Origin of the sequence: Streptomyces sp. NBC_00086, assembly GCF_026343255.1 — a bacterium.
Taxonomy (GTDB): Bacteria; Actinomycetota; Actinomycetes; order Streptomycetales; family Streptomycetaceae; genus Streptomyces.
The window spans coordinates 6,633,043-6,656,504 of record NZ_JAPELZ010000001.1; the positions used below are offsets into that span (position 1 = coordinate 6,633,043).

Annotated in this window: 19 protein-coding genes and 2 pseudogenes; 10 read left to right on the forward strand and 11 right to left on the reverse strand. The window is 74.1% G+C overall.

Features of this window, described 5'->3' with window-relative positions:
• Window positions 1–28: 28 nt before the first annotated feature.
• A complete protein-coding gene (locus OG276_RS30070) occupies window positions 29–976 on the reverse strand; it encodes a GNAT family N-acetyltransferase (protein ID WP_266909993.1) in 948 nt (315 codons plus the stop codon).
• A gap of 71 nt (window positions 977–1,047) precedes the next feature.
• Here OG276_RS30070 and OG276_RS30075 point away from each other — a divergent pair, with 71 nt between their 5' ends.
• Window positions 1,048–1,440, forward strand: coding sequence for a GntR family transcriptional regulator (locus OG276_RS30075; protein ID WP_266909996.1), 393 nt, complete (start codon window positions 1,048–1,050; stop codon window positions 1,438–1,440).
• Between the two features lie 29 nt (window positions 1,441–1,469).
• Here the strand turns inward: OG276_RS30075 and OG276_RS30080 are convergent, their stop codons facing one another.
• Together OG276_RS30080 and OG276_RS30085 are read right to left on the reverse strand one after the other, a co-directional pair.
• The gene (locus tag OG276_RS30080; protein ID WP_266909998.1) at window positions 1,470–2,012 is read right to left on the reverse strand and encodes an FABP family protein; all 543 of its coding nucleotides are present in this window, start codon (window positions 2,010–2,012) and stop codon (window positions 1,470–1,472) included.
• Between the two features lie 242 nt (window positions 2,013–2,254).
• Entirely contained in the window at window positions 2,255–3,355 is a 1,101-nt protein-coding gene (locus OG276_RS30085) for a DUF5925 domain-containing protein (RefSeq protein WP_266910000.1), read from the reverse strand.
• Between the two features lie 218 nt (window positions 3,356–3,573).
• Here OG276_RS30085 and OG276_RS30090 point away from each other — a divergent pair, with 218 nt between their 5' ends.
• Window positions 3,574–4,374: an SGNH/GDSL hydrolase family protein gene (locus OG276_RS30090; RefSeq protein WP_266913238.1), complete on the forward strand. Its 801-nt coding sequence runs from the start codon at window positions 3,574–3,576 to the stop codon at window positions 4,372–4,374.
• Window positions 4,375–4,490: 116 nt separating this feature from the next.
• Here OG276_RS30090 and OG276_RS30095 read toward each other — a convergent pair whose 3' ends face one another.
• Window positions 4,491–6,167, reverse strand: coding sequence for a serine/threonine-protein kinase (locus tag OG276_RS30095; protein ID WP_266910002.1), 1,677 nt, complete (start codon window positions 6,165–6,167; stop codon window positions 4,491–4,493).
• A gap of 323 nt (window positions 6,168–6,490) precedes the next feature.
• Between OG276_RS30095 and OG276_RS30100 the strand changes: the two genes are divergently transcribed.
• A complete protein-coding gene (locus OG276_RS30100) occupies window positions 6,491–6,760 on the forward strand; it encodes a hypothetical protein (RefSeq protein ID WP_030720225.1) in 270 nt (89 codons plus the stop codon).
• A 62-nt stretch (window positions 6,761–6,822) separates the two neighbouring features.
• Here OG276_RS30100 and OG276_RS30105 read toward each other — a convergent pair whose 3' ends face one another.
• The 3 genes from OG276_RS30105 to OG276_RS30115 all read right to left on the reverse strand — a co-directional run bounded on the left by OG276_RS30105 (window position 6,823) and on the right by OG276_RS30115 (window position 9,894).
• Entirely contained in the window at window positions 6,823–8,043 is a 1,221-nt protein-coding gene (locus tag OG276_RS30105; RefSeq protein WP_266910004.1) for a CaiB/BaiF CoA-transferase family protein, read from the reverse strand.
• Window positions 8,044–8,119: 76 nt separating this feature from the next.
• Window positions 8,120–8,908: an ABC transporter permease gene (locus OG276_RS30110; protein ID WP_266910006.1), complete on the reverse strand. Its 789-nt coding sequence runs from the start codon at window positions 8,906–8,908 to the stop codon at window positions 8,120–8,122.
• The gene (locus OG276_RS30115; protein WP_266910008.1) at window positions 8,905–9,894 is read right to left on the reverse strand and encodes an ATP-binding cassette domain-containing protein; all 990 of its coding nucleotides are present in this window, start codon (window positions 9,892–9,894) and stop codon (window positions 8,905–8,907) included. The genes OG276_RS30110 and OG276_RS30115 overlap by 4 nt, the downstream gene beginning before the upstream one ends.
• Window positions 9,895–9,964: 70 nt before the next feature.
• On the opposite strand from OG276_RS30115, the gene OG276_RS30120 reads away from it, so the two are divergent.
• Window positions 9,965–10,690 (forward strand): TetR/AcrR family transcriptional regulator, encoded by a 726-nt coding sequence (locus OG276_RS30120; RefSeq protein ID WP_266910010.1) that lies wholly within the window; start codon window positions 9,965–9,967, stop codon window positions 10,688–10,690.
• An 831-nt stretch (window positions 10,691–11,521) separates the two neighbouring features.
• Here OG276_RS30120 and OG276_RS30125 read toward each other — a convergent pair.
• Entirely contained in the window at window positions 11,522–12,691 is a 1,170-nt protein-coding gene (locus OG276_RS30125) for a type ISP restriction/modification enzyme (protein WP_266913240.1), read from the reverse strand.
• A gap of 157 nt (window positions 12,692–12,848) precedes the next feature.
• Here OG276_RS30125 and OG276_RS30130 point away from each other — a divergent pair, with 157 nt between their 5' ends.
• Window positions 12,849–13,010 (forward strand): hypothetical protein, encoded by a 162-nt coding sequence (locus OG276_RS30130; protein WP_266910012.1) that lies wholly within the window; start codon window positions 12,849–12,851, stop codon window positions 13,008–13,010.
• Window positions 13,011–13,058: 48 nt separating this feature from the next.
• Here the strand turns inward: OG276_RS30130 and OG276_RS30135 are convergent, their stop codons facing one another.
• Window positions 13,059–13,859, reverse strand: coding sequence for a GntR family transcriptional regulator (locus OG276_RS30135; RefSeq protein WP_266910014.1), 801 nt, complete (start codon window positions 13,857–13,859; stop codon window positions 13,059–13,061).
• A 13-nt stretch (window positions 13,860–13,872) separates the two neighbouring features.
• The gene (gene hmgA, locus OG276_RS30140; protein ID WP_266910016.1) at window positions 13,873–15,195 is read right to left on the reverse strand and encodes a homogentisate 1,2-dioxygenase; all 1,323 of its coding nucleotides are present in this window, start codon (window positions 15,193–15,195) and stop codon (window positions 13,873–13,875) included.
• 161 nt (window positions 15,196–15,356) lie between these two features.
• Between hmgA and OG276_RS30145 the strand changes: the two genes are divergently transcribed.
• From OG276_RS30145 to OG276_RS30165, 5 genes and pseudogenes are all read left to right on the forward strand, one after another.
• Window positions 15,357–17,813 carry a right-handed parallel beta-helix repeat-containing protein gene (locus OG276_RS30145; RefSeq protein ID WP_266910018.1) on the forward strand — a complete coding sequence of 819 codons (2,457 nt, stop codon included), beginning with the start codon at window positions 15,357–15,359 and terminating at the stop codon, window positions 17,811–17,813.
• A 116-nt stretch (window positions 17,814–17,929) separates the two neighbouring features.
• The gene (locus OG276_RS30150; RefSeq protein ID WP_266913242.1) at window positions 17,930–18,742 is read left to right on the forward strand and encodes a cupredoxin domain-containing protein; all 813 of its coding nucleotides are present in this window, start codon (window positions 17,930–17,932) and stop codon (window positions 18,740–18,742) included.
• Window positions 18,743–19,604: 862 nt separating this feature from the next.
• Window positions 19,605–20,036, forward strand: a pseudogene (locus tag OG276_RS30155) (hypothetical protein); the annotation flags it as partial.
• 162 nt (window positions 20,037–20,198) lie between these two features.
• Window positions 20,199–21,044: pseudogene (locus tag OG276_RS30160) on the forward strand (hypothetical protein); the annotation flags it as partial.
• A gap of 49 nt (window positions 21,045–21,093) precedes the next feature.
• Window positions 21,094–21,714, forward strand: a complete 621-nt coding sequence (locus OG276_RS30165) for a TetR/AcrR family transcriptional regulator (RefSeq protein WP_266913244.1) — start codon at window positions 21,094–21,096, stop codon at window positions 21,712–21,714.
• A gap of 65 nt (window positions 21,715–21,779) precedes the next feature.
• Here the strand turns inward: OG276_RS30165 and OG276_RS30170 are convergent, their stop codons facing one another.
• Window positions 21,780–23,141, reverse strand: coding sequence for an AMP-binding protein (locus OG276_RS30170; protein ID WP_266910020.1), 1,362 nt, complete (start codon window positions 23,139–23,141; stop codon window positions 21,780–21,782).
• Window positions 23,142–23,462 lie beyond the last annotated feature (321 nt).

The window sequence follows — 23,462 nt, forward strand, 5'->3', positions numbered from 1 at the left end:
GGGTTCTCTCGGCTCATCGAGGTTTCGGTCAATTGTCCGATGTGGGCAGCTGCTTGGCGAAGCGGGTCTCGGTCGCGCAGACCTCGTACCCGAACCGGCTGTTGACCGCGAGCATCGGGCCGTTGGCGGTGTCGTTGCCGGTGAACGCCTCCGTGTAGCCCGCGGCGCGGGCCCGCAGGAGCGAGTCGGTCTTGGCCGCCCGGGCCAGTCCCAGCCCGCGGAACGGGCGCAGGGTGCCCGTCATCGCGGAGGAGTAGCGGGTGCCGCCGTCCGTGTGTGCGGCGGTGAAGGCGGCCACCTTGCCGTCGACCAGGACCACGGTGGTGAGGTCCGGATCGAGGTGGGGGTGGTTCCAGGTGTGCCGCAGCCAGTCCTCGTAATCGTCGAAGTCCTGCTGCACGTCGCCCGGTTCGTCGGAGCTCGCCGCCGCGTCGGCCTCGAAGAGCGGTCGCGGATCCGCGGCGAAAGCCGATCCGGTGCACAGTTCGGCCCCGGCCGGCAGGGTCCCGGGGAGGGCGGGCAGCGCGGCCGTGGTGAGGTCGAGGCGCAGGAAGTGTGCGGAGCGGGAGGCGCGGTAGCCGTGCCGCTCGGCGAAGGCGCGGTGCGGCGGCTCGTCGAGGACCCAGGCGTACGCGTCCTGCGCGCCCTCGGCTCCCAGGTGCTCCTCGGCCGCGCCCAGCAGGGCGGTCCCGGCGCCGAGTCCGCGGTGGGCGGGATCGACGTAGGCGTTGACGAAGCCCTGGCCCGGTTCGGGGCTGTCGTAGACGATGCCGACCTGGGCGGTGCCCACGACGAGGCCGTCGGCGTTCTCGGCGACGAGGAGGCGGTAGCGCTTGTCGGGGTGCGCGGAGGCCAGCTCGAAGGCCACCCCGGGGGCGGTACTGATCATGAAGGGGAGGGCGGCGCGGCGTACCCGGACCACGGACTCGGCGTCGGTCGGGTCGTCGGGGCGCAGATCCCGGATGGTTGTGATCACGGGGTGACGGTAGGGGTGCGGCAGGGTCGGACGCCTGCGAATTTCCCGGCGGATGGGGGACAATCGGCCGCGTGACCTCGACTTCTCCGCACCTGAAGATCCGCATCGACGGCGCGGCGGGCGCCGCCGCCCCGTACGAGCAACTGCGCGCCCAGATCGCCGCCGGGGCGCGGGCGGGCCGGCTGCCCGCCGGGTTCAAACTGCCGACGGTCCGCGGGCTCGCGGAGGAACTGGGGCTGGCGGCGAACACGGTCGCCAAGGCCTACCGGGCGCTGGAGTCCGACGGCGTGATCGAGACGCGCGGCCGGGCGGGCAGCTTCGTGGCGGCGGCGGGCGACGGGCCCGCCCGCGAGGCGGCCACCGCCGCGCAGGCCTACGCGGAGCGGGCGCGGCGGCTGGGCCTGACCTTCGACGAGGCGACCGCGGCGGCGCTGGACGCGCTGCGGGCGCGGTACGCGGGCTGACGCCAGGGGGCGGGCCCTCGCCCCGCCGGTCAGTCCTTGCGCGGGCTCAGGCGGGCCTGGAGGTGGTGCTGCATCGGCTGGCCCACCGCGGCCATTTCCTGCACGATCGTCAGCTCGCCGTCCTGGAGCGCGTACCGGCGCTTCATGCCGGTGACCTCCTTGGCCCGCGGGGTCAGCCCCACCGTATCGGTGGCCATCTCGATCTCCGTACCGGAGACCTGGCCGACGTACGTCTCGACGATGCCCGTCGGGTGGGCGAGCGTGACCTCGACCGAGGCGTCCGGGAGGATGCGCCACCACCCGGTCTCGCGCCCCGCGGGGCGCAGGGCGGTGCCGGAGCCGTCGATCAGCCAGGCGCGGGACTCGTAGCGGAGGAAGGGCCGGCCGTCGTGGCTGAAGGTGATTTCCTGCTCGTACCGGAACCCGTGCTCCAGGGTCGGGTACTCGCCGCTGCCCCGGCCGTGCCAGCGTCCGATGAGGCCGAGCACCGGCTGGAGCTGCGGGTGCGGCTCGGGGCCCTCGCCGAGGACGTGGCTGTCGGGGAAGGGGTTGTCCTGCGCCGGATCGAGCACGGTGCGTTCTCCTGTTCGTGGTTCCCCCGAGGGTGCGCGCGGCCGGTGGGGGCCTTCGGCCGCGCCCTCATTGTCCTCGCCGTGCCCGCCGCACCCGTGCGCGCCCCGCGCGGTGGGAACCGTGGGCGCCCCGCGCGGTAGGGCTCATGGACACCCCGAGCCTTAAGGCCGATGGGCGCCCGGAGCCACAGGGACGGTGGGCGGCGGCGCACCCGCAGGCGCCGGACCCGGACCCGCCGTGCCTACAAGTACATCCCCGCGTCCGCGTCCTGGCCCTGCGGCGGCAGCAGGGCGGCGGGGCCCGACGCCCCGCGGCGCAGGGCGTAGAGCTCCGCCAGGGTCGCGCCCTCGCGGGAGATGCCCTCGCCGGTGCCGAGCCAGTCCACCGCCTCGCGGTGCGTCAGCCGGCCGATCTCGATGCGGGCGAGGCAGCGCCCGGGCCGGACCACCGCCGGGTGCAGCCGCTCCAGGTCCTCGTTGGTCGTGACGCCCACCAGGACGTTGCGGCCCTGGCCGAGGAGGCCGTCGGTGAGGTTCAGCAGCCGTGACAGCGCCTGCCCGGCGGTGTGCCGGGCCTCGCCGCGGATCAGCTCGTCGCAGTCCTCCAGCAGCAGCAGCCGCCAGCGGCTCTTCGCGGTGCCCTCGTCCTCGCCGATCGCGATGTCCATCAGGTAGCCGATGTCGTTGAACAGCCGCTCCGGGTCCAGCACGCAGTCCACCTGGCACCAGTCCCGCCAGGACCGGGCGAGCGTGCGCAGGGCGGAGGTCTTGCCGGTGCCCGGCGGGCCGTGGAGCAGGAGCAGTCGGCCGGCGATGTCGTCCGGGGTGACCTTCATCAGCCGGTCCATCGCCCCGGCCACCGGAGCCGTGTAGTTGGGCCGCACCTCTTCCCAGGTGCCGGCCGCGATCTGCCGGGTCGTGCGGTAGGGGCCGCGGCGCGGGGAGACGTACCAGAACCCCATCGCGACGTTCTCGGGCTGCGGTTCGGGCTCGTCCTGCGCGCCCTCGGTCGCCTCCTCCAGCGTCGAGGCGGCCAGTTCGTCGCTGATCGCCGTCACCGTGACGTCCGCCCCCCGGCTCCAGCGGGAGACGAGCATGGTCCAGCCCTGGCCCTCGGCGAGCGTCGCGCTGCGGTCGCTGTCCCGGGCGGAGCGCAACACCGTTGCTCCGGACGGCAGCAGGGTCACGCCCGGCTTGACCCGGTCGATCGACACGCTGTGCGAGTAGGGCTGCTCGCCGGACGCGAAACGGCCGAGGAACAGCGCGTCGACGACGTCCGACGGGGAGTCGCTGTCGTCGACGTTGAGCCGGATCGGCAGTGCGTCTTGAGGGTTGGCTGGCATGGCGCCCATGATCCGGCACGAACTGCCCTCGTGCACCCGTGTTTCGCCGGATCGGGTGGCGGGATTCCCTCTTCAAACGCCGTGCGGGTGAAGATTCGCGCCGCATGTCTGCCCCGAACATTCTTGGCATGGACACTTCCAGCGGACCTCGGCTCCTTGTACCACGGACTCAGGAGTAACTCCGGAGTAACCCCCCACGAGGAGCCGCATACATGAGCATGAAAATGCCTCGTTTCGCCGCCTTGGCCTCTGCCCTGTTACTCGCCGCGGGCGCGGCCCTGTTCGGAGCCGGCCAGGCGACCGCCGCCGCCGACTTCGGCTACGTCGCCCTCGGTGACTCGTACTCCTCCGGCGTCGGCGCCGGCAACTACGACAGCGCCAGCGGGAACTGCAAGCGCACCACCCGCGCCTACCCGGCCCTCTGGGCCGCCGCACACGCCCCCCAGACCTTCTCCTTCGCCGCCTGCTCGGGTGCCCGTACGGGTGATGTGATGAGCGGCCAGCTCACACCGCTGAACGCCGGCACCGACCTCGTCAGCATCACCATCGGCGGGAACGACGCCGGGTTCTCCGACGTCATGACCACCTGTGTGCTCCAGTCCGAATCCACCTGCGTCAGCCGGGTCAACCAGGCCAAGGCGTACGTGGACTCCACCCTCCCCGGCCAGCTCGACACGGTCTACAACGCCATCCACAGCCGGTCCCCGGGCGCCCGCGTGGTCGTCCTCGGCTATCCCCGCTTCTACAAGCTGAACGGCACCTGCGTGGCCGGGCTGTCGGAGGGCGAGCGCACCGCCATCAACGGCGCCTCCGACTACCTCAACGCCGCCATCGCCAAACGCGCCGCCGACCACGGCTTCGCCTTCGCCTCGGTCGCCGGCGCCTTCACCGGGCACGAGATCTGCTCCGGCAGCGCCTGGCTGCACAGCCTCAACTGGCTGAACATCGGCGAGTCCTACCACCCCACCGCCGCCGGACAGTCCGGCGGCTACCTGCCCGTCTTCACCGGCGCGGTCTGAGGACGCACCGGAGGGCGGCCCGACGCGTCACGGACTGACGCGTCACGGCCTGACGCGTGATGGCCTGACGTGTGATGGCCCGACGCGTCACGGCTGACGCGTGATGGCCCGACGCGTCACGGACTGGCCGTCGGACCCGGGTTCGGTGACGGGGGGCCGGTCGGTCCGGAAGTGCTCGGGGAGGAGGCCCCGCCCGTCGGGGTCTCCTCCTCGCACGTCACCGAGAACTCCAGCCAGTCCGAAGCCGCTTCCGAAGGCGCCCGGACCTCCAGCCGCACCGCGTCCTCGAACGTCGCGTCCGGGTAGTGCGTCAGCTCCGTGTGGTCCAGGCGTACGCTCCCCGGTCCGCCCGCCGGGTACGCGAGGGTCTGCCAGCCGGGGCCCGTGGTCTGCCCGCTGCGCGTGGCCCAGCGGTACTCCACCACCGTCGGCATCCGGTCCACCGCGACGGTGGCGGTGAAAGCGGGGGCCTTGGTGGCGGGCGCCGGGCAGTCACCGCGGTAGGCGTCCCGGAGGGCCCGGACGGCGGACACCGTGATACCGACCGGCGGCGTGGCCGAAGGTGAGGGAGAAGGAGAAGGGGAAGGCGAGGGGGAGGGCGAGGCGCTCGGCGAGGGGGTCGGGGAGGGGGAAAGGTTCTGCGTGACGGTCGGGGTGGGCGTCGCCCCGTCTCCGCCGTCTCCGCCCGTGCCACGGCCCTTCAGCAGCAGCCACCCCAGCAGGACCACCACCGCGAGCAGCACCACGATCCCGCCGGTCAGCACCAGCCCGGCCCCGTTCCGCTCGGGCTCCGGGGGATGTGGCGGCGCCTGCCCGGTACCCGGTGCGGGCGTCTGCAGCGGCGGGGTGGGGTGGCCGTACCGGTGCTGCGCCACGGAGGTCGGGCCGTCCGGCCCCGCCGCCGGACCCGCCGTGGGACCGGACGCCGGGCCGCCGGAGGCCCGTACGGTCCCGCCCGCGCCGACGATGCGCAGCATCCGGGCCGCCTCCGTGGCCGACAGCCGCTCCTCGGGATCCTTGACCAGCAGTCCTTCCAGGACGGGCGTCAGCGGCCCGGCCCGCAGGGGCGGCGGGAACTCCTCCTCCACCACCGCCCGCAGCGTGGCCACCGGGGACTCCCGGCGGAAGGGCGAGACCCCCTCCACGGCCAGGTACAGCGTCACCCCGAGGGCCCACAGGTCCGATCCGGGGCCCGGCTCGTGCCCCAATGCCCGCTCGGGCGGCAGGAATTCGGGGGAGCCGACCACCTCGCCCGTCATGGTGATGGCGGTGGAGCCCTCCAGGCTCGCGATCCCGAAGTCGCCGAGCACCACCCGGCCGTCGTTGGCGATCAGCACGTTGCCCGGTTTGACGTCCCGGTGCAGCACCCCCGCCTCGTGCGCGGAGCGCAGTGCGGCCAGTACCTGTTCGCCGATGTGCGCGGTGCGCTGCGGGGTGAGCGGCCCGTCGCCCTCCAGGACCTCCGCGAGCGAGAGTCCCCGTACGATCTCCATCACGATCCAGGGCCGGCCGTCCTCGGTGGCCACGTCGTAGACGGTGACCACGCCCCGGTGCGAGACGCGGGCCGCGGCCCAGGCCTCCCGCTCGAGGCGCTGGTACATCCGGGCCACCTCGGCCTCGTCCATTCCAGCCGGCGCGCGCACTTCCTTGACGGCCACCTCGCGCCCCAGGACCTCGTCCCGGGCGCGCCACACCATGCCCATCCCGCCGCGGCCGAGCGGGCCCAGCAGGCGGTAGCGTCCGGCGATGACGCGGTCGCCGGCGCCGTCCCCGTTCGACGCGGACTCAGTCACCGGAAGCCTCATTCACGCGCGCCCCCAAGAGCGTTACCGGACGATCACTCCAAGTTAGCGCAGAGCGTGCGCCGTGGCTGCGGTCGCGACAGGAGTCACGCAGTCGGCGCCGATGCGGTTCCATGTGCGGTTCCACGGGCGGTCCCATGTCCCGCAAGCCCCGGCGGATTTCGCGGAGAGTGACGATCGACTCCGCTGAGTAATCGTCAACTCCCGCTCGCCACACGGGCAATTCACACCACCGGGATACATGTGCGCGACGTGGGGACGATAGGGTTACCCTGCCCGGTGGGCCGGGTGCCCTCGTACGGGTGGGGAGAGACATGGAACAGATAGCAATGCGCAGCAGGCCGCCTCGCGTGCCTGCCATCACTTGCGGGAGCGGTGCGACCAGTTCGCGCCTCGACCGCCACCTCGCCGTGCTGGGCGGTCCAGCCGTCCCGCACCGCGAGACCGCCGAGGCGACGCTGCTCATGCGTGAGCTGACCTCGCGCGACCACACGCACCGGCTGCGGAGCCGGAGCGCGCGCGTATCGCTCTTCGCGCCGCTGCGGAGGCTGCGGCGCACCCTCTTCGGCAGCCGCCGTTCGTAACCGTCCCGCTTCGGTTCCAGCAGCGCCGCCGCTTCGTCCCCGGCCTGATCACCCCTGCCCAGTCAGCGAACCACACCGTCCCGGCGCAGTGCCGTGATCTGTTCGCCCGTCATCCCCAGGGCGCGCAGCAGGGCTTCGGTGTGTTCGCCGAGCGCGGGCACCGCACCCATGTGCGGTGCCGCGCCGCCGGGCAGCCCGATCGGCGGCAGCAGGGCCCGCAGCGGGCCCGCGGGCGAGCCCACCTCCCGCCAGCGGTCCCGGGCCTCCAGCTGCGGGTGCGCGGAGAGCTGTGCCACCGAGTTCAGCCGCGCGCAGGCGATGCCCGCGGCCTCCAGCCGCCCGATCGCCGCGTCCGCGCCGAGCCGGCCCAGCGCTTCGGCGACCACCGCGTCGGTCTTCTCCCGGTTCGCGGTGCGCGCGGCGTTCGTCGCGTACCCCGGATCCTCGGCCAACTCCGGCTGCTCCAGCACCTGTTCGGCCAGCCGCCGCCACTCCCGGTCGTTCTGCACCGACAGCAGCACCCGGTCCCCGTCGGCCGTCGGGTAGGCGTCGTAGGGCGCGATCACGGCGTGCGCGAGGCCCGTCCGCACCGGCTGCTCCCCGCCGTGCATGGTGTGGTGCAGCGGATGCCCCATCCACTCCGCGAGCGCGTCGAGCATCGACACCTCCACCCTGCCTCCGCGCCCCGTGATCCCGCGTCGCAGCAGGGCCGCGAGCACGCCCGAGAAGGCGTACATGGCGGCCGCGATGTCCGCCGCCGGAATCCCGGCCTTGACCGGCTGCTCCGGGGTGCCGGTCACCGAGACCAGCCCGGCCTCGCACTGGACGAGCATGTCGTAGGCGCGCTTGTGGGCGTACGGGCCTTCGGGTCCGTAGCCGGAGACGTCCACGGCGACCAGCCGGGGGTAGCGGGCGCACAGCGCGGCCGAGTCGAGCCCGAGCCGGGCGGCCGCCCCCTGGGCGAGGTTCTGCACGAACACGTCGGCCCCGTCGAGCAGTCCGTGCAGGACCTCCCGGCCGCGCGGATCCTTGAGGTCGAGCGCGATCGACTCCTTCCCCCGGTTGGCCCACACGAAATGCGAGGCCAGACCGTGCGCGGCGGTGTCGTAGCCGCGCGCGAAGTCACCCCCGTCGGGCCGCTCGACCTTGATCACCCGGGCGCCGAGGTCGGCGAGCTGACGGGTGGCGAAGGGTGCGGAGACGGCCTGCTCGACGGAGACGACGGTGATGCCGTCGAGGGGGAGGGGCTCGGTGGCGGGCATGTCGATCGTGTCGGGTTCCATGACGGCCTGCCTACCCGCCCCGGGCGGATCTGTCCACGATCTTCGGGTCCGGCCCGTCCACCCACCCGCCCCGGACTCAGTCGAGGCCCCGAGCGAACCGGCGCGTCGCGGCCGGCGCGAAGAGGACCAGCAGGGCCAGGGACCACAGGAGTGCCCCGGCGACCGGGTGCGCGACCGGCCACGCGGCGCCCGCCGCCGCCTCGCCCCCGGCGTTGCCGCACAGGGCGCGCACGGCGGTGGCGACGGCGCTGATCGGGTTCCACTCGGCGAGCGTGCGCAGCCACCCGGGCAGCCCGGCCGTCGGCAGGTACGCGCTGGAGAGCATCGGCAGGACGAAGGTGGCGCTGCCGAGCTGCCCCGCCGCCTCCTCGCTCTTGCTCAGCAGGCCCAGGTACGTCCCCACCCACGCGGTGGCGAAGCGGAACAGCAGCAGGACGCCGAGGGCCCCGAGCGCGCCCGGGAGCCCGTTCTCCGCCCGCCAGCCCATCGCCAGCCCCACCAGGATCAGCGGCACCATCGAGACGCCGGTGGTCAGCAGGTCCGCGGCCGTCTGCCCGAGCGGGACCGCGCTCCGGCTCATCGGCAGGGTCCGGAAGCGGTCCATCACCCCGCGGTGCGCATCCTGCGCGGCCGTGAACATGCCGGTCATCAGGCCGTTCGCGGCGGTGGCGGCGAGCAGTCCCGGGACCAGGAACTGCCGGTACTCGGAGCCCGGCATGGCGAGCGCGCTGCCGAAGACGTAGCCGAAGAACAGCAGCATGGTGACGGGCATGGTCTGGGTGAGGATGAGCAGGGCCGGGGCGTGCCGGGCCTTCTGGAGCTGGCGGGTGAAGACGGCGCCGCCGTCGGACAGCAGGGTGCTCATGCGGCCTTCTCCTTCGTGTTGTCGGCCACGGCGGGGTTCTCGGACGCCCGGGGGGCTCCGACGAGGCGCCGGAAGACCTCGTCGAGGGTGGGCGGGCGCAGGCTCGCGTCGGTGACGGCGATGCCGGCCGCGTCGAGCGCCCGGACGATCTGCGGCAGGGTGAGCCCGGGGTCGAGGGCGGTCGCGCCGACGGTGAGGCGCTCCCGGTCCAGGGCGGGCAGGCCCCCGGTCAGCTGGTCGAGCACGGCGGCCGCGCCCGCTAGGGCCCCGGTCCCTTCGACGCAGACCTCGGCGTAGGCGCCGATCCGGGCCTTGAGCTCGGCGGGGGTGCCGGTGGCGGCCGCCCGGCCGTGGTCCACGACCACGATCTCGTCGGCGAGCCGGTCGGCCTCCTCCAGGTACTGGGTGGTGAGCAGCACGGTGGTCCCCTCGCGCGCCAGGGCTCGTACGGCCGTCCAGATCTGGTCGCGGGCCGTCGGGTCGAGGCCGGTGGTGGGCTCGTCGAGGAACAGCACGCGGGGCCGGGTGACCAGTCCGGCGGCTAGGTCGAGCCGCCGGCGCATTCCGCCCGACCAGGTGCTCGCCACCCGGTTGCCGGCCTCGGCGAGGCCGAAGCCCTCCAACAGCTCGTCGGCGCGGTCCCGGACGGCCCGGCCGCGCAGTCCGGCGAGGCGGGCGAAGAGCCGGAGGTTCTCGGCTCCGGTCAAATCCCCGTCGACCGAGGCGTATTGGCCGGTGGCCCCGATGGAGCGGCGAACGGCGGCCGGGTCCCGGGCGACGTCGTGTCCGGCGACGAGGGCGCGGCCGGCGGTGGGTGTGGTGAGGGTGGTGAGGATCCGGACGGCGGTGGTCTTGCCCGCGCCGTTGGGGCCGAGGAGACCGCAGACGGTGCCCTCCGGAACGGCGAGGTCGAGACCGCGCAGGGCGCGGACCTCGCCGTAGCTCTTCTCCAGACCCTCACTAAGTACAGCGTACGTAGTCGTCATGCGACGCACCCTACCTGACTACGTACGCCGTACGTAACTAGGATGGTGAGGATGGACGAGGTGATGAGTGATGACACCCAGCGGCCGCTCCGCTGAACCCGAAGTGATCTGGGCCCGCCCGCCGCGGGCCGGTCGCGGCCCCCGGCCCGCCCACAGCCGCGACACGATCGCCGCCGAGGCGGTGCGGATCGCCGACGAGGAGGGGATCGACGCCGTCTCGATGCGGCGCGTGGCGGCCGGGATCGGCGCCGGGACCATGTCCCTCTACAACTACGTGCCGCGCAAGGAGGACCTGTACGAGCTGATGGTCGACGCGGTCAGCGGGGAGTACGACCTCGCACGGCCGGCCGGTGACTGGCGGGCCGACCAGCTCGCGCTGGCCCGCCAGACCCGGGCCATCATGCACCGGCACCCCTGGCTGCCCCGGCTGCTGAGCCCGGTCTACGGATTCGGCCCGAACGCCCTGCGGTACCTGGAACACAGCCTGGAGTGCCTGGCGCCGCTGGACGCTCCTGGCGGGGAGAAGCTGGAACTGATCGCCGCGATCAACGGCACGGTCGCCACGTTCGTGGCGGGCGAACTGGCCCTGGCCGAGCGAGCCCGTCAACTCCCCTGGAGCGAGGCCGAAGAACAGACCGTACGAGCGGGCTGGCTCGGCTCCCGACTGGCGACGGGGGAGTACCCGCTCCTGGCGGGCGTACTGGCGACCGCGCCGGGAATCCCGGGCGAACTGCCCGACCCGGCGGCGGTCTTCGACCGGTCGGTGTCACGGCTGCTGGGGGCCTGGGGGCGCTGACCGCCCGTGCGGCCGGCCCAGGGGGTCGCCCGGCGCGGCACCGCCGCCGGGGACCAGCCCCCGGACCCCCGCGCCTCAAACGCCGGCGGGGCTGGATTTTGGCCGACGCAGGCCCGCGCGTGCGGGCTGACGCCAATTCCAGCCCGGCCGGCGTCTGATCCTTCAGCCGTCCGGCGCTTGAGCACCGGGGTCCGGGGCGGAGCCCCAGAGGGGTCCGGGCGCAGCCCGGCACCCCGCTTCCAGCCCGTCCGGCGCTTGAGGCGCGGGTCGGGGCGGAGCTTTGGGGCATGCTCGGCCCTGCCGGGGTTTGAGGCGCGGGTCGGGGCGGAGCTTTGGGGCACGCTCGGCCCCGCCGGGGTTTGAGGCGCAGGTCAGGGCGGAGCCCTGGGGCACACTCAGTCCCGCTGGCGTTTGAGGCGCGGGTCAGGGCGGAGCCTTGGGGCGTGCTCGGCCCTGCCGGGGTTTGAGGCGCGGGTCGGGGTGGAGCTTTGGGGCGTGCTCGGCCCTGCCGGGGTTTGAGGCGCGGGTCAGGGCGGAGCCCTGGGAACGGTGGAAGGGCGGGTAGGGGACTTCCGCCCCGCAGGGCCGCCCACCGCACCGCCGCGCCCGCCCGTGTCCCGCCCGTCCGGGCACGCGCCCGCCCGTGTCCCGCCCGCCCAGGCACGCGCCCGCCCAGGCACGCACCCCCACAAGGAAGGCCCCGGCCCGCTCCGGAAGGCCGATCCGGGCACCGGCCCGCCCAGGTGCGCCCGACCCGGGTACGCCCCGCCCGGGCACGCGCCCGCCACAGGCGGGCCCCGCTCCGGAAGCCCGCCCCGAGGCCCCCGCGCCTCAGAGCAGCGCGAACTGCCCCCCGGGCCCCTCCTCCTGGTGGTCCAGGACCGAGGCCGGCCGCCGGGCCCAGCCGGGCACCGGCAACACCCCACCCGCACGCAACTCGTCGGCGCCCAGCACCGCCCCCACTTCGAACGCGGCCCGCTCCGGCTCCAGTTCGGCCAGCAGCGCCAGGGTCGTCACCAGGGCGAGCAGCTCCGAGGTCCAGCCCTGCGGCCACTCGGCCGGGCCCACCGCGTCCAGCCCCTCCGCCTCCGGCCCCCGGTGGGCGAGCCGTGCGGAGAACCAGGACTCCAGCACCCGGACGCCTTGGACCTCGTACTCCCACGCCGACACCGGCACGGGCGACACGGTGCCGCCGTCCCCGCTCCCGCTCCCGCCGCCGATGGTCAGGGTCTCGCTCCCCGCGTCGTACGCGAGCTCGCGCGGCCACGCCGGCAGCGCCGAGCGGACGTACGGCCGGCGCCCGCCGGGCAGCCGGGGCGCCTCGCCGCCGCGGGCCCCGCGCAGCCGGACGCACAGCAGTCGGTGGCCCAGCTCCAGCCCGGCCCGCCAGCGCGTGGCGTCGGCGGTGAGGGGGACCTCGTACCCCCGGGGGCCGGGGCGGCCGGCGGCGAGGATCCAGCAGAGCACGTCCTCGGGGGTGACCCAGGTGCCGTACCGCTCACCGAGCAGGTGCTGCAGCCCGGGGGCGAGATTGGGCTCGGCGCCGCCCGGGCGGCGGTGCAGCGGGCGGATCCGGCCGAGCCGCCCGGCGGGCAGGTGCGCGGTGACCGTCAGCGCCGCCGGCTGCGCGGGCTCCGCGACGAACAGCTGGTGCTCGTCCAGCACCCGCCACAGCTCCGGGCGGGCCAGGTCGATGAGCCGCTGGTCGGGCAGCAGCCACTGTTCGTCGAAGGGCTCGCGCAGGATCCGTACGGGGTCGGGGCGGGGCCCGGGCACGTCCGCGAAGCGGGCCGTGGAACCCGCGCGCTGGCCCGGCAGCGCCGCCGCCCCGGCGCCCGTGGTCCGCGCCCGGGTCGGCCGGAACAGCCGCTCCCGCTCGGGTCCCTCGGCAGCGGCCAGCGCGGCCCACCGGGCGCGCAGGGTGGCCGGATCGGGGGCCGCGACCCAAGTGCGGCCCAGGCGCAGGGAGCCCACGGCCCAGGGCATCAGATCGTCCAGCATCGGGTCCCGCGGGGATGCGTCAGCGCTCACCCGGCCGATGGTAGCGACGCCACCCCGTGACCGGGCCGCGTCCAGGCCGGAGAGTTAGGCTCGCTATGGAGGGATCTGCCCGGATCCGGACGGAGCCCGGCCGAACCAGACGACCCGGGAGGCGGACATGAGCCAGTACGACGAGTACTCGACCCCGTCGCAGGCCGAGGGGGAACGGCTCGACGAGGACCTGGACGAGAAGCAGAAGAAGCTCCGCCACGTCCAGACGCAGCGGACCACACCGTCCCAGGCGGAAGGCGAGCGCGGAACGGACGACGACCAGAAGTAGCGGACGGCCGGAGGTGGCGGACGACCGGAAGGAGCGGACGGCCGGAAATCAGTGTGCGTCGACGGTCACGGTGAAGGAGAACCGGTCCCCCCGGTACCGGATCCGCGCCACGTCGACCACCCGGCCGGAGGCGTCGTAAGTGACGCCCGTGTAGTGCAAGATCGGGCTCAGCAAGGGCACTTGGAGCAGATCGGCCGTGAGTGGGTCGGCGAGCCGCGCCTCCACGGTGTCGGTGATCCGGCTGATGTCCACCTTCACGATGTCCCGCAGCACCTTCGTCATCGGCCAACGCTCCAGATCCGCGAGGTCGATGGCGTCGGCGAGCTCCGGACGGACCGCGTTCTCCGCCCAGTTGGTCGGCTCTCCGCTCTCGCTGTCGAGGCGGAGCCTGCGGTACGTGACCACCTCGGCGGTGTCCGGGAAGTGCTTCAGCAGCTCCCCGGGCACCGCCGTCCGCTCGTGCCCCAGGATCGTCGTACGGTCGCCCGACTGCTGCGCCACGATCGCGTCGACCGAGCCGAGCAGCTGGACCGGCGCCCCGCGCAGGGCAGCCGGCTCGATGAAGGTCCCGCGCCGCCGGTGGCGGCTGATGAGCCCCTCGGTCTCCAGCTCCTTGAGCGCCTGCCGCATGGTCAGCACGCTCACCCCGTAGTGCTCGGCGAGCTGCTCCTCGGTGGGCAGGCGCAGCGAGGCGTCCGCGGTGCGCCCGAGTATGGAGGCGCGCAGCGACTGGGAGACCTGGTACCAGAGCGGCAGCTTCCTGTTCAGTACCAGCGAGTCGGGGGCGAAGGCGGTCACGGGTGGTTCTCCGTAGGACGGGGTGGGCGCGGCGGCGGCGCCGCGCGGCATGCTGCTCGTGATGTTAGGCGCGGAAGTGACGCTGGAGCCCCTGCCAGACGTCGTCGTATCCGCCCTGGAGGTGGTCCGCGACGGCCGCCTGGGCGGTCGCGGTGATCGGCCAGCGGGTCTCGAACATGAAGGCCAGGCCGTCGTCGATCTTCTGCGGCTTCAGCTCGGCGGCGCTCGCCCGGTCGAAGGTCTCCCGGTCGGGGCCGTGCGCGGACATCATGTTGTGCAGCGAGCCGCCGCCCGGCACGAAGCCCTCCGCCTTGGCGTCGTAGGCGCCGTCGATGAGACCCATGTACTCGCTCATCACGTTCCGGTGGAAGTACGGCGGGCGGAAGGTGTCCTCGCCGACCAGCCAGCGCGGCGCGAAGACCACGAAGTCCACGCCCGCCAGGCCCGCCGTGTCGGAGGGCGAGGTCAGCACCGTGAAGATGGACGGGTCGGGGTGGTCGTAGCTGATGGAGCCCAGGACGTTGAAACTGCGCAGGTCGTAGACGTACGGGACGTGCGTGCCGTGCCAGGCGACCACGTCGAGGGGGGAGTGGTCGTAGGTGGCCGTCCAGAGGTTGCCGCAGAACTTGTTGACGACCTCCGTCGGACGCTCGGCATCCTCGTACGAGGCCACCGGCGCGCGGAAATCACGGGCGGCGGCGAGCCCGTTGGCGCCGATGGGGCCCAGGTCGGGGAGCTCGAAGGGCCGGCCGTAGTTCTCGCAGACGTAGCCTCGGGCGCTCTCGTCCTGGAGCTCCACGCGGAAGCGGACCCCGCGCGGGATCAGCGCCATCTCGCCGGGACGGGCGCTCAGCAGGCCGAACTCGGTGCGCAGGAGCAGGCCGCCGCGCTCGGGGACGATCAGCAGCTCGCCGTCGGAGTCGCTGAACACCCGGTCGGTCATGGAGGCGTTCGCGGAGTAGAGGTGGATGGCCATGCCGGAACGCTGGGTGGCGTCGCCGTTGCCGCCGAGGGTCCACAGGCCCGCCAGGAAGTCCGTACCCGGGGCCGGGTCGGGCAGCGGGTTCCAGCGGAGCCGGTTCGGGTCGGCCGGGGCCTCCGTGAAGGGTGCGCTGCGCAGGGCGCCGTTGCCGGTCCGGGTGAAGGGCGGGTGCGCCGCCGAGGGGCGGATCCGGTAGAGCCAGGAGCGGCGGTTGTGGGAACGCGGCTCGGTGAACGCGCTGCCGCTGAGCTGCTCCGCGTAGAGGCCGAGGGGTGAGCGCTGGGGAGAGTTCCGCCCGAACGGCAGCGCACCGGGGACCGCCTCCGAGCTGTGCTCATTGCCGAAGCCGGTGAGGTACTCCAGTGCCTCCGCCGTCTTCCTGGCCTGCTCGCTGCCGCCGCTCATTGCACGCTCCCGGTCTGCCGAAGGAATCCTATGCCTGACAGTAGGATTCCTCGGCCCACGCGTCAACGGGGGATTCCTGTCGGCCGACCGGCAGGCGTGCCGGAGGCCTATTGCTGCGCGGGGGGATCCCAAAAGATGAACATTGCTCTACTCTCACGCGCATGTCGTGGACCCGCAGGTTTCCTGCCGTGCCGGCGGTGCTCCTCGCCGCCCTCCTAGCGCTTCTGTCACTCCTCGTCGCCGCGCCCGCCGCGAGCGCGCACGAGGAGCGCCCCGTCGAGCTCCCCGACGGCACCGGCTCCGTACCCGCCTACCGCGAGGGCGAGCCCGACCTGATCGTCTGCAAGACCGACCGGCCCGCATTCGAGCGCCGGATATCCGCCTTCCCCGACGCCCTCAAGCAGCGCAACCTCGCCCTCTACGAACGCTGCGAGAAGAACGGCTTCCGCGACCTCCAGGCGGCGGTCGACGCCGTGGACCGCCCGGGCATGAACATCGCGATCCTGCCCGGCCTCTACGAGGAGGAGCCCTCGCTCACCGCACCGACCGGTGAGTGCGCCTCGCTCAAGGCCCCCAACTCCTCGCTCGGCTACCAGATCCTGACCTACGAGCAGCAGGCGGCCTGCCGCCACAACCAGAACCTGGTCGCCATCCTCGGCAAGACCGACCTCCAGATCGAAGGCACCGGAGCCTCCCGCCAGGACGTGGTCATCGACGCCAAGTACCAGAAGCTGAACGGGATCCGCGCGGACAAGTCCAACGGCATCTACTTCCGCAACTTCACCGCCCAGCGCACCACCTTCAACTCGCTGTACGTCCTCGCGGGCGACGGCTTCGTCATCGACGACGTGCTGACCCGCTGGAACGACGAGTACGGCTTCCTGACCTTCGCCAGCGACCACGGGCTGTACAAGAACTGCGAGTCCTACGGCAACGGCGACTCCGGCATCTACCCCGGCAGCGCCTCGAACATCAACGACGGCCGCGGCTACGACGTCCCCCGCTACTCCATCGAGATCACCGGCTGCCACAGCCACCACAACATGGTCGGCTACTCCGGCACCGCGGGCGACTCGGTGTACGTGCACGACAACGAGTTCGACCAGAACATGGGCGGCGCCTCGATGGACAGCGCCTTCCCCGGCCACCCCGGCCTCCCGCAGAACCACGCCCGCTTCGAACGCAACCTGATCCACGACAACAACGCCGACTACTACCACTACGTCGCGGACGGCACCTGCGCCAAGCCGCCCGCCGAGCGCGGCTACGAGCAGGGGGTGGTCTGCCCGCAGATCTCCATGCCCCCCGGCACCGGCATCATCACCGCCGGCGGCAACTGGAACCTCTACGAGAACAACTGGGTGTACGGGCACCAGCGCGCGGGCTTCTTCCTCTCGGCCGTGCCCGCCTTCATCCGCGGCGAGGAGGAGCTGTCCAAGCAGGCCGACACCTCCCACCACAACCGCTACGCCGGCAACATCCTGGGCAAGGACAAGTCCGGCGCCTCCCGCCCCAACGGCATGGACGTGTGGTGGGACGGCCAGGGCCGGGGCAACTGCTGGCAGCAGGGCCCGGACGGCTCCACCCCGGGCACGCTCCCGCAGTGCGGCGAGCGCCGCGGCGCGGTCTCCGGCGCCTCGGCCCGGCTGGCCGGTGAACCGGTGAAGCTGGCGCAGCTCCTGGTCTGCGCCGACTACAGCGTCCAGGCGCGCAAACTCCCGGCCGGCTGCGACTGGTACGGCTCCCGGGGCCTCCAGCGGGTGGAGACCCAGCTCGCCCTCGCCGTCGCGGCGGTCCTCCTCCTGGTCGGCGGCCTCCTGTGGTGGCGCCGCCTGCGCGCCTCACGCCTGGCCGGCGTGGCCGCGCTGCTCGGCCTCGCGGGCCTGGCCCTGGACGTGGCCGGCTCCACGATGGGCCTGGTCGGCACCTTCGTCCCGGCACTGGCCCTGCTCTGCCTCGGCCTGTGGTGGACCGGCACCGGCCTCGCCCTGCGCCCCACCCGGCCCTGGCTGGCCCGCCTGACCCTGCTGCTGGGCGCGCTCACCCTGCTCGACGCCTTCGACAAGGCCGTCCTGATGATCCCCTGGATCCCGCTCAGCCCCGCCTGGATACGGTCGCTCGTCGCGGTGCTCTGGATCCTCTGGGCCGTCATCGCCGCCGCCCGCCCGGGCAGCACCCCGGCCCGCCCGGCGGGCCCGGGCGGCGACCCGGCAGGCGCCCGCGTCCCCGTCCCCGCAGGCCCGGCCCCGACCCGCAGCGCGGAGGCCGGGGCCGGGGCCGGAGTGGGATCCGGGGCCGGGGGCGGAGCCGAGGCCGGAGTGGGATCTGGATCCGGAGTCGGAGCCGAGGTCGGAGCTGGGGCTGGGGCTGGGGCCGGGGCCGGGGCCGGAGCCGGAGCCGGAGCCGGAGCCGGAGTCGAAGCCGGAGCTGAGGCTGGAGCTGAGGCCAGAGTCGGAGCCGAGGCCGGAGTCGGATCCGGATCCGGAGTCGGAGCCGGAGCCGAAGCCGAAGCCGGAGCCGAAGCCGGAGCCGAGGGCGATCCCGCGGCCGGTCCCGCGGCCGGTCCCGGCACCGCCGCCGACACGGAGCGGGGCGCCGCCGGGGGAGACCGGCCGTGACGGATCACCCGGGCGGCGACCGCCCCGAACGCCGGATCTGGTGCGACGTCTGCGGCACGCCCCCCAGCGGGCCCCGCAGGTCCCGCTGGTCCCGCCGGACGAGCCGCGCGACGGCGCTGCTCGCCCTGGCCCTGCTCCTGGCCGGCGGCGCGGCGACGGGCTGCGGGGGGCGGGCCACCACCCACCACAAGCCCGGCACCACCCACGAGCAGGCCTCCGGGAAGGTCGGCACGCTGCTCACCGTCGAAGACGGCGCGGGCCACCGGCTCCGCGAGGTCCCGGCCGAGGGCGCGCCCGAGGTCCGGCTCGCAGCCCGGCCGGACTCCGAGGACGGCTGGAACCTCCAGCTGACGGTGGCGAACTTCCACTTCACCCCCGACAGCACCGGCGGCGCCGCCCTCCCGGGTGCCGGGCACGCGCACCTGGAGCTGGACGGCCGCAAACTGGCCCGCCTGTACGGCCCTTGGTTCCACCTGCCCGCGGCGCAGGTACCCGAGGGCGGCACGCACGCCCTGACCGTCCGCCTCTACGCGGACGACCACACGGCCTGGGCGGTGGCGGGCAAGCCGGTCGAAGCAACCCTCCAACTCGCCGCAGAAACCGGCCGGTCCACCCACCCCCATTCCCCGCCCGCACCGTCCCCCACGCCGCCACAGGCGCCGCAGGCCGACCGCACGGTGACCATCACCGTGCGGGACGGCAAGGTCAGCCCGGCCCCGGGCCGGGTGGAGGTGAAGCGCGGCGAACGCGTAGCCCTGCGGGTCACCAGCGACCGCGCCGACACCCTGCACGTCCACGGCATCGACAAGGAGCTCGCCCTGCCGGCAGGCCAGGAGGCCACCCTGATCCTGACGGCCGACCGCACGGGCCTCTTCGAGGTCGAAACCCACGAGTCCCACCTCGTCCTGACCCAACTCGCAGTCCGATGACCCCACGCCCCCGACTCCCAGAACCGACCCGGACCGGATGCGTGGCCCCGACCGCTCCCCGGACCCCGACCGGGTCGCTGGCCCGAAGCCAGGCCCGGTCCCTGGCCCCGACCTCGCCTCCGGCCGTGACTGCGGCTCCGGTCCCGGCTCCGGTCCCGGTCCCGGTCCCGGTCCCGGCTCCGGCCGCGGTCCCGGTCCCGGCTCCGGCCGCGGTCCCGGCCCCGGCCCCGGCCTCCGCTCCGGTCCCGGCCTCCGCTCCGGTCCCGGCCTCGGCTCCGGCCAAGGCTTCGACTCCGTCTCCGGCCCCAGCCCCGGGCTCGTCTCCGGCTCCGGCCTCGGCCCCGGCTCCGGCCTCGGCCCCGGCCTCGGCCCCGGCTCCGGCTCCGGCTCCTGCCTCGGCCCCGGCTCCGGCTCCGGCTCCTGCCTCGGCCCCGGCTCCGGCTCCGGCTCCGGCTCCTGCCTCGGCCCCGGCTCCGGCTCCGGCCTCGGCCCCGGCTCCGGCCCCGGCCTCGGCCCCAGCTCCGGATCCGGCCTCGGCTCCGGCTCCGGCCCCGGCCTCGGCTCCGGCTCCGGCTCCGGCCCCGGCTCCAGCCTCGGTCCCGGCCTCGGCTCCGGCCTCGGCTCCGGCCTCGGCTCCGGCCTCGGCTCCGGCCTCGGCTCCGGCCCCGGCCCCGGCTCCGGCCCCGGCCCCGGCTCCGGCCCCGGCCCCGGCCCCGGCCCCGGCCCCGGCCCCGGCCCTGGCCTCAGCCCCGGCCTCAGCCCGGGCTGTGACCCCGGCCTCGGCGCCGGCGGTCCGGCGGTGACCGGGGGCGGGCCGGCGGCGGTCCCGTACGGGGTGTCCGGTGGTGGGGGCGGCCAGGGCGTGGTTCTTCACCCGGGCGATCCGCTCACCGTGCTCGCGCACGGCATCGGCTCGCAGCACGATCTGCCCATCTCTCCCTTCTACGCCTTCGCCGGCGCCTTCACCGCACTCTTCGTCTCCTTCCTCGCACTGGGCCTCCTCTGGTCCACCTCCCGCTTCCGCGGCGACCGGTCCGGCCTCGCCCTGCCCGCCGGGTTCCAGCGGGTGGCCGACGCGCCGGCCACCCGCACCGCCCTGCGCGGGCTCGGCCTCGCGGCCGCGCTCGCCGTCCTCCTGTACCTGCTCCTCGGCCCCGACGACCCCGCCCGCAACCCCGCTCCCGGCGCCGTCTACGTCCTGCTCTGGGTCGGCCTCGTCCCCGCATCCCTCCTCTTCGGTCCCGTCTGGCGCCTCCTCAACCCGCTCCGTGCCCTGCACCGCCTGCTCGCCCGGCTGTCGGCGAAGCTCCGTACGGCCCGCCCCGCAGCCGCAGCCGCAGTTGCCGCCGGCGCCGCCGCGCGCTCCTCCCGGAGTCCGCGAGTCCCGGCACCGCACCTCGCCGCGGTGCCGGACCTCCCCGGCCCGCAGCCCCCGCGCCCGGAACCCCGCAACGACCGCCCGCTCCCCGCCCGGCTAGGGCAATGGCCGGCAGCCGCCGGGCTCTTCGCCTTCACCTGGCTCGAACTCGTCTCTCCCGACCCCGCCTCCACCACCACCCTCCTGATCGCCCTGGCCGGCTACGCCGCCGTCCAGCTCCTGCTCGCCGCCCGCTACGGCGAGCGCTGGTTCGCCGACGGAGACGCCTTCGAGGTGTACTCCGCCCTTCTGGCCCGGCTCTCCCCCCTCGGCCGCCGCAGCGACGGCCGCCTGGTTCTCCGTAATCCCTTCCACGGACTCGACGCGACACCCGAGCGGCCCGGACTCGTCGCCACCGTCTGCGTCCTGCTCGGATCCACCGCCTACGACGGCTTCTCCGACAACCCCTCGTGGATCAACGCGATCCAGACCTCCCCCCTCGGCCGCACCGCCGCGGCCACCCTCGGACTCATCGGCGCCATCGCCCTCGTCGCCGCCCTCTACTGCCTCTGCGCGGCGCTCACCCGCCTCGTCTGCGGCCCGCACCCCGGCCCGCTGACCGCCTTCGCGCACTCACTCGTACCGATCGCTCTCGGCTATCTCGTCGCCCACTATTTCTCCCTCCTGGTAGTCGAAGGACCACGCACAGTAATCATGGCACTGGGCACTGACAACGCCCCGGAACCCTTCTCTCCCTTGGGCCCCGGCGGCCTCGCCGCCCTCCAGGTCATCGCCGTCGTCACCGGCCACGTCCTCGGCGTGATCGCCGCGCACGACCGCTCCGTACGCCTCTTCCCGCCCGCGAAAGCCGTGGCCGGGCAACTGCCGCTGCTCGCGCTGATGATCACGTACACGGTGGGCGGCCTCAGCCTGCTGCTGAACTGAGGCGATCGAACCGGTACCGCCGCCCACCCGTGAACCAAGGAGCGGCATGATGGACCCCGTGCCCCCAGCCCACCCCCTGCGCCGGACGCCGATCCAGCAGCGCAGCGCCGACCGCCTCGCCCGGATCCTCGACGCGTGCGCCGAGCTCCTCGACGAGACCGGGTACGAGAACCTCAGTACCCGGGCCGTGGCCCTGCGGGCCGGCGTGCCGATCGGTTCGGTCTACCGGTTCTTCGGGAACAAGCGGGCCATGGCCATCGCCCTGGCCCACCGCAACCTCGACCGTTACGCCGACGGCATCGAGCAGCGGCTCGCGGACCTCCCGGACACCGACTGGCGCCCGGTCGTCGACGCGGTGCTGGACGAGTACCTGGTCATGAAGCGCAGCGTGCCCGGCTTCGCCCTCGTCGACTTCGGGGTGCCGGCGCCGCCGTCCGAGGGGCCGGCCTCCGACCCCAACCACCTGGTCGCCGTCCGCCTCACCGAACTCCTCGGCGCCCACCTCGGCCTCACGCCGGACGCCGTCCTGGAGCGTTCCGTCCTGGTCGCGGTCGAGGCCACCGACGCCCTGATCCAGCTGGCCTTCCGCAACGACCCGGCCGGCGACCCGGACATCGTCGCCGAGACCCGCGCGATGATGCAGGCCTACCTGGCACGCGTCCTGGACTGACCGGCCCGGCGGCCCCCACGCCGGGAGGCCGCCGTTTCCTCACGTGCGTTCCTCACACGCGTTCCTCACGCGCGGCCTTCGAGGCGGCCGGTCACCACCAGGTTGCCGTCCGGGGTGAGCCGTGCGAGGGCGCCGGTGCGCACGTAGCCGTCGGGGGTGAAGGAGCGCGCGTTGAGGCCGGGCGAGCGGTAGTAACCGCGGGCCGTGTAGGGGCCGCGGGCCAGGAGCTCGCCCGGCTCCCCGTCGGGGACCTCCTTGCCGTCGGTGTCGACGACGCGGATCTGATCGTCGGGGGAGAGCGGACGGCCCTGCGTCGTGAGCACGGTCTCGTCCGGGTCGTCGGGCCGGGTGAGGGTGAGCAGTCCCTCGGACGCGGCGAAGACCTGCTGGAGGCTGCAATCCCACTCGGCGGCCACCCGTTCGGCGGTCGCGCGATCCAGGGGCGCGGCGCTGCCGCCGACCTGTACGAGACGCAGGCTGCTCACATCGGCCCCGACCGCGGGACGCGCGTCGAGCCAGAGCCGGACCGCGGACGGCGTCAGCGCGGCGACGGTGACCCGCTCGCGCTCGACGGCCGCCAGGCACGCGGCGGGTTCCTGGTCCTCGACCAGGACGACGGTGCCGCCGACGGTGAGGGTGCCGATGACGCCGGGGCCGCCGAAGGCGAGGTTGAGGTCGCGGGGCAGCGCGGCGAGGTAGACGTCGTCCTGGGTGAGCGACACCAGCTCGGCCGCGGCCCGCGCCTGGTAGGCGTAGTCGTTGTGGGTGCGCGGAACCAGCTGGGGAGCCTCGCCGGGACCGCCGGAGAGCAGGAAGAGCGCCACCTGACCGGCGCTCAGCGCGAGCGCCGGTTCGGGCGGCGAGTCGAGGGAGTGCAGCGGGAAGTAGTGGCAGCCCGCCGTGTCGGTCGTGAAGCCGCCGTACGGGTCCGAGGTGCCCGGCGGCTCGAAGGTGAACACCCGGCGCAGGAAGGGGCCCTGGGTCGCGATGTCGGCGGCCATCGCCGTGTGGTCGAAGCCCCGGTACGTCGCGGGGCCGACGTAGCCGGTGGCCTCGGAGACCTGGACGACGTGGGACACCTCGGCCGCGCGGTACGAGATCGGGCAGAGCACGGGAACCGCGCCGGCGCGCATCAGCGCGAACGTGGCGACGACGAGCTCAGGGATGTCGGGAAGCTGGACGACGACCCGCTGCCCGGGCCGCAGGCCGCGCAGCCGGAAACCGGCGGCCATCCGGCTCACCCGGCGGTTCAGGGCGGCGTACGTGATGCGGGTGGCGCCGTGGGCGAGCGCGGTCCGCGGTCCGTACTGCAGGGCCCAGCCGCGCAGCAGGTTGTCCAGCGTATTGCCGCGCCAGTGGCCGGACGCCCAGTAGTAGTCGACGAATTCCTCGGGCCAGGGCGTACAGCCGTCGAGCATGGATGTCATTCGGCAATCCAATCCGGCCCTCTCCACAGGGGCAATGTGCTTTCCCGACCAAGGGTGCTGAAATGCGTCAGCAGAAGGACCAATGGGCGGCGCTGACCAGGGAGAACGGTCGGGGTGGTGGGAGGACGGCGGGAATGCGCGGCGGGGCGGCGAGGGTATTCACGGGGTGTCCGGCTTCTTGGGGCGCGTTCAATTGGCCCCGGGTCCGCGCAGTTCCCGGAGCCGGGCTCCGGGTGTGGCCCCGGCCTCGGCCCCGGCCCCGGTTCAGAGCCCGGCTGCCTGGATCCGGCCCGGCCCCAGCCCTGGACACGGCCCCGGCTC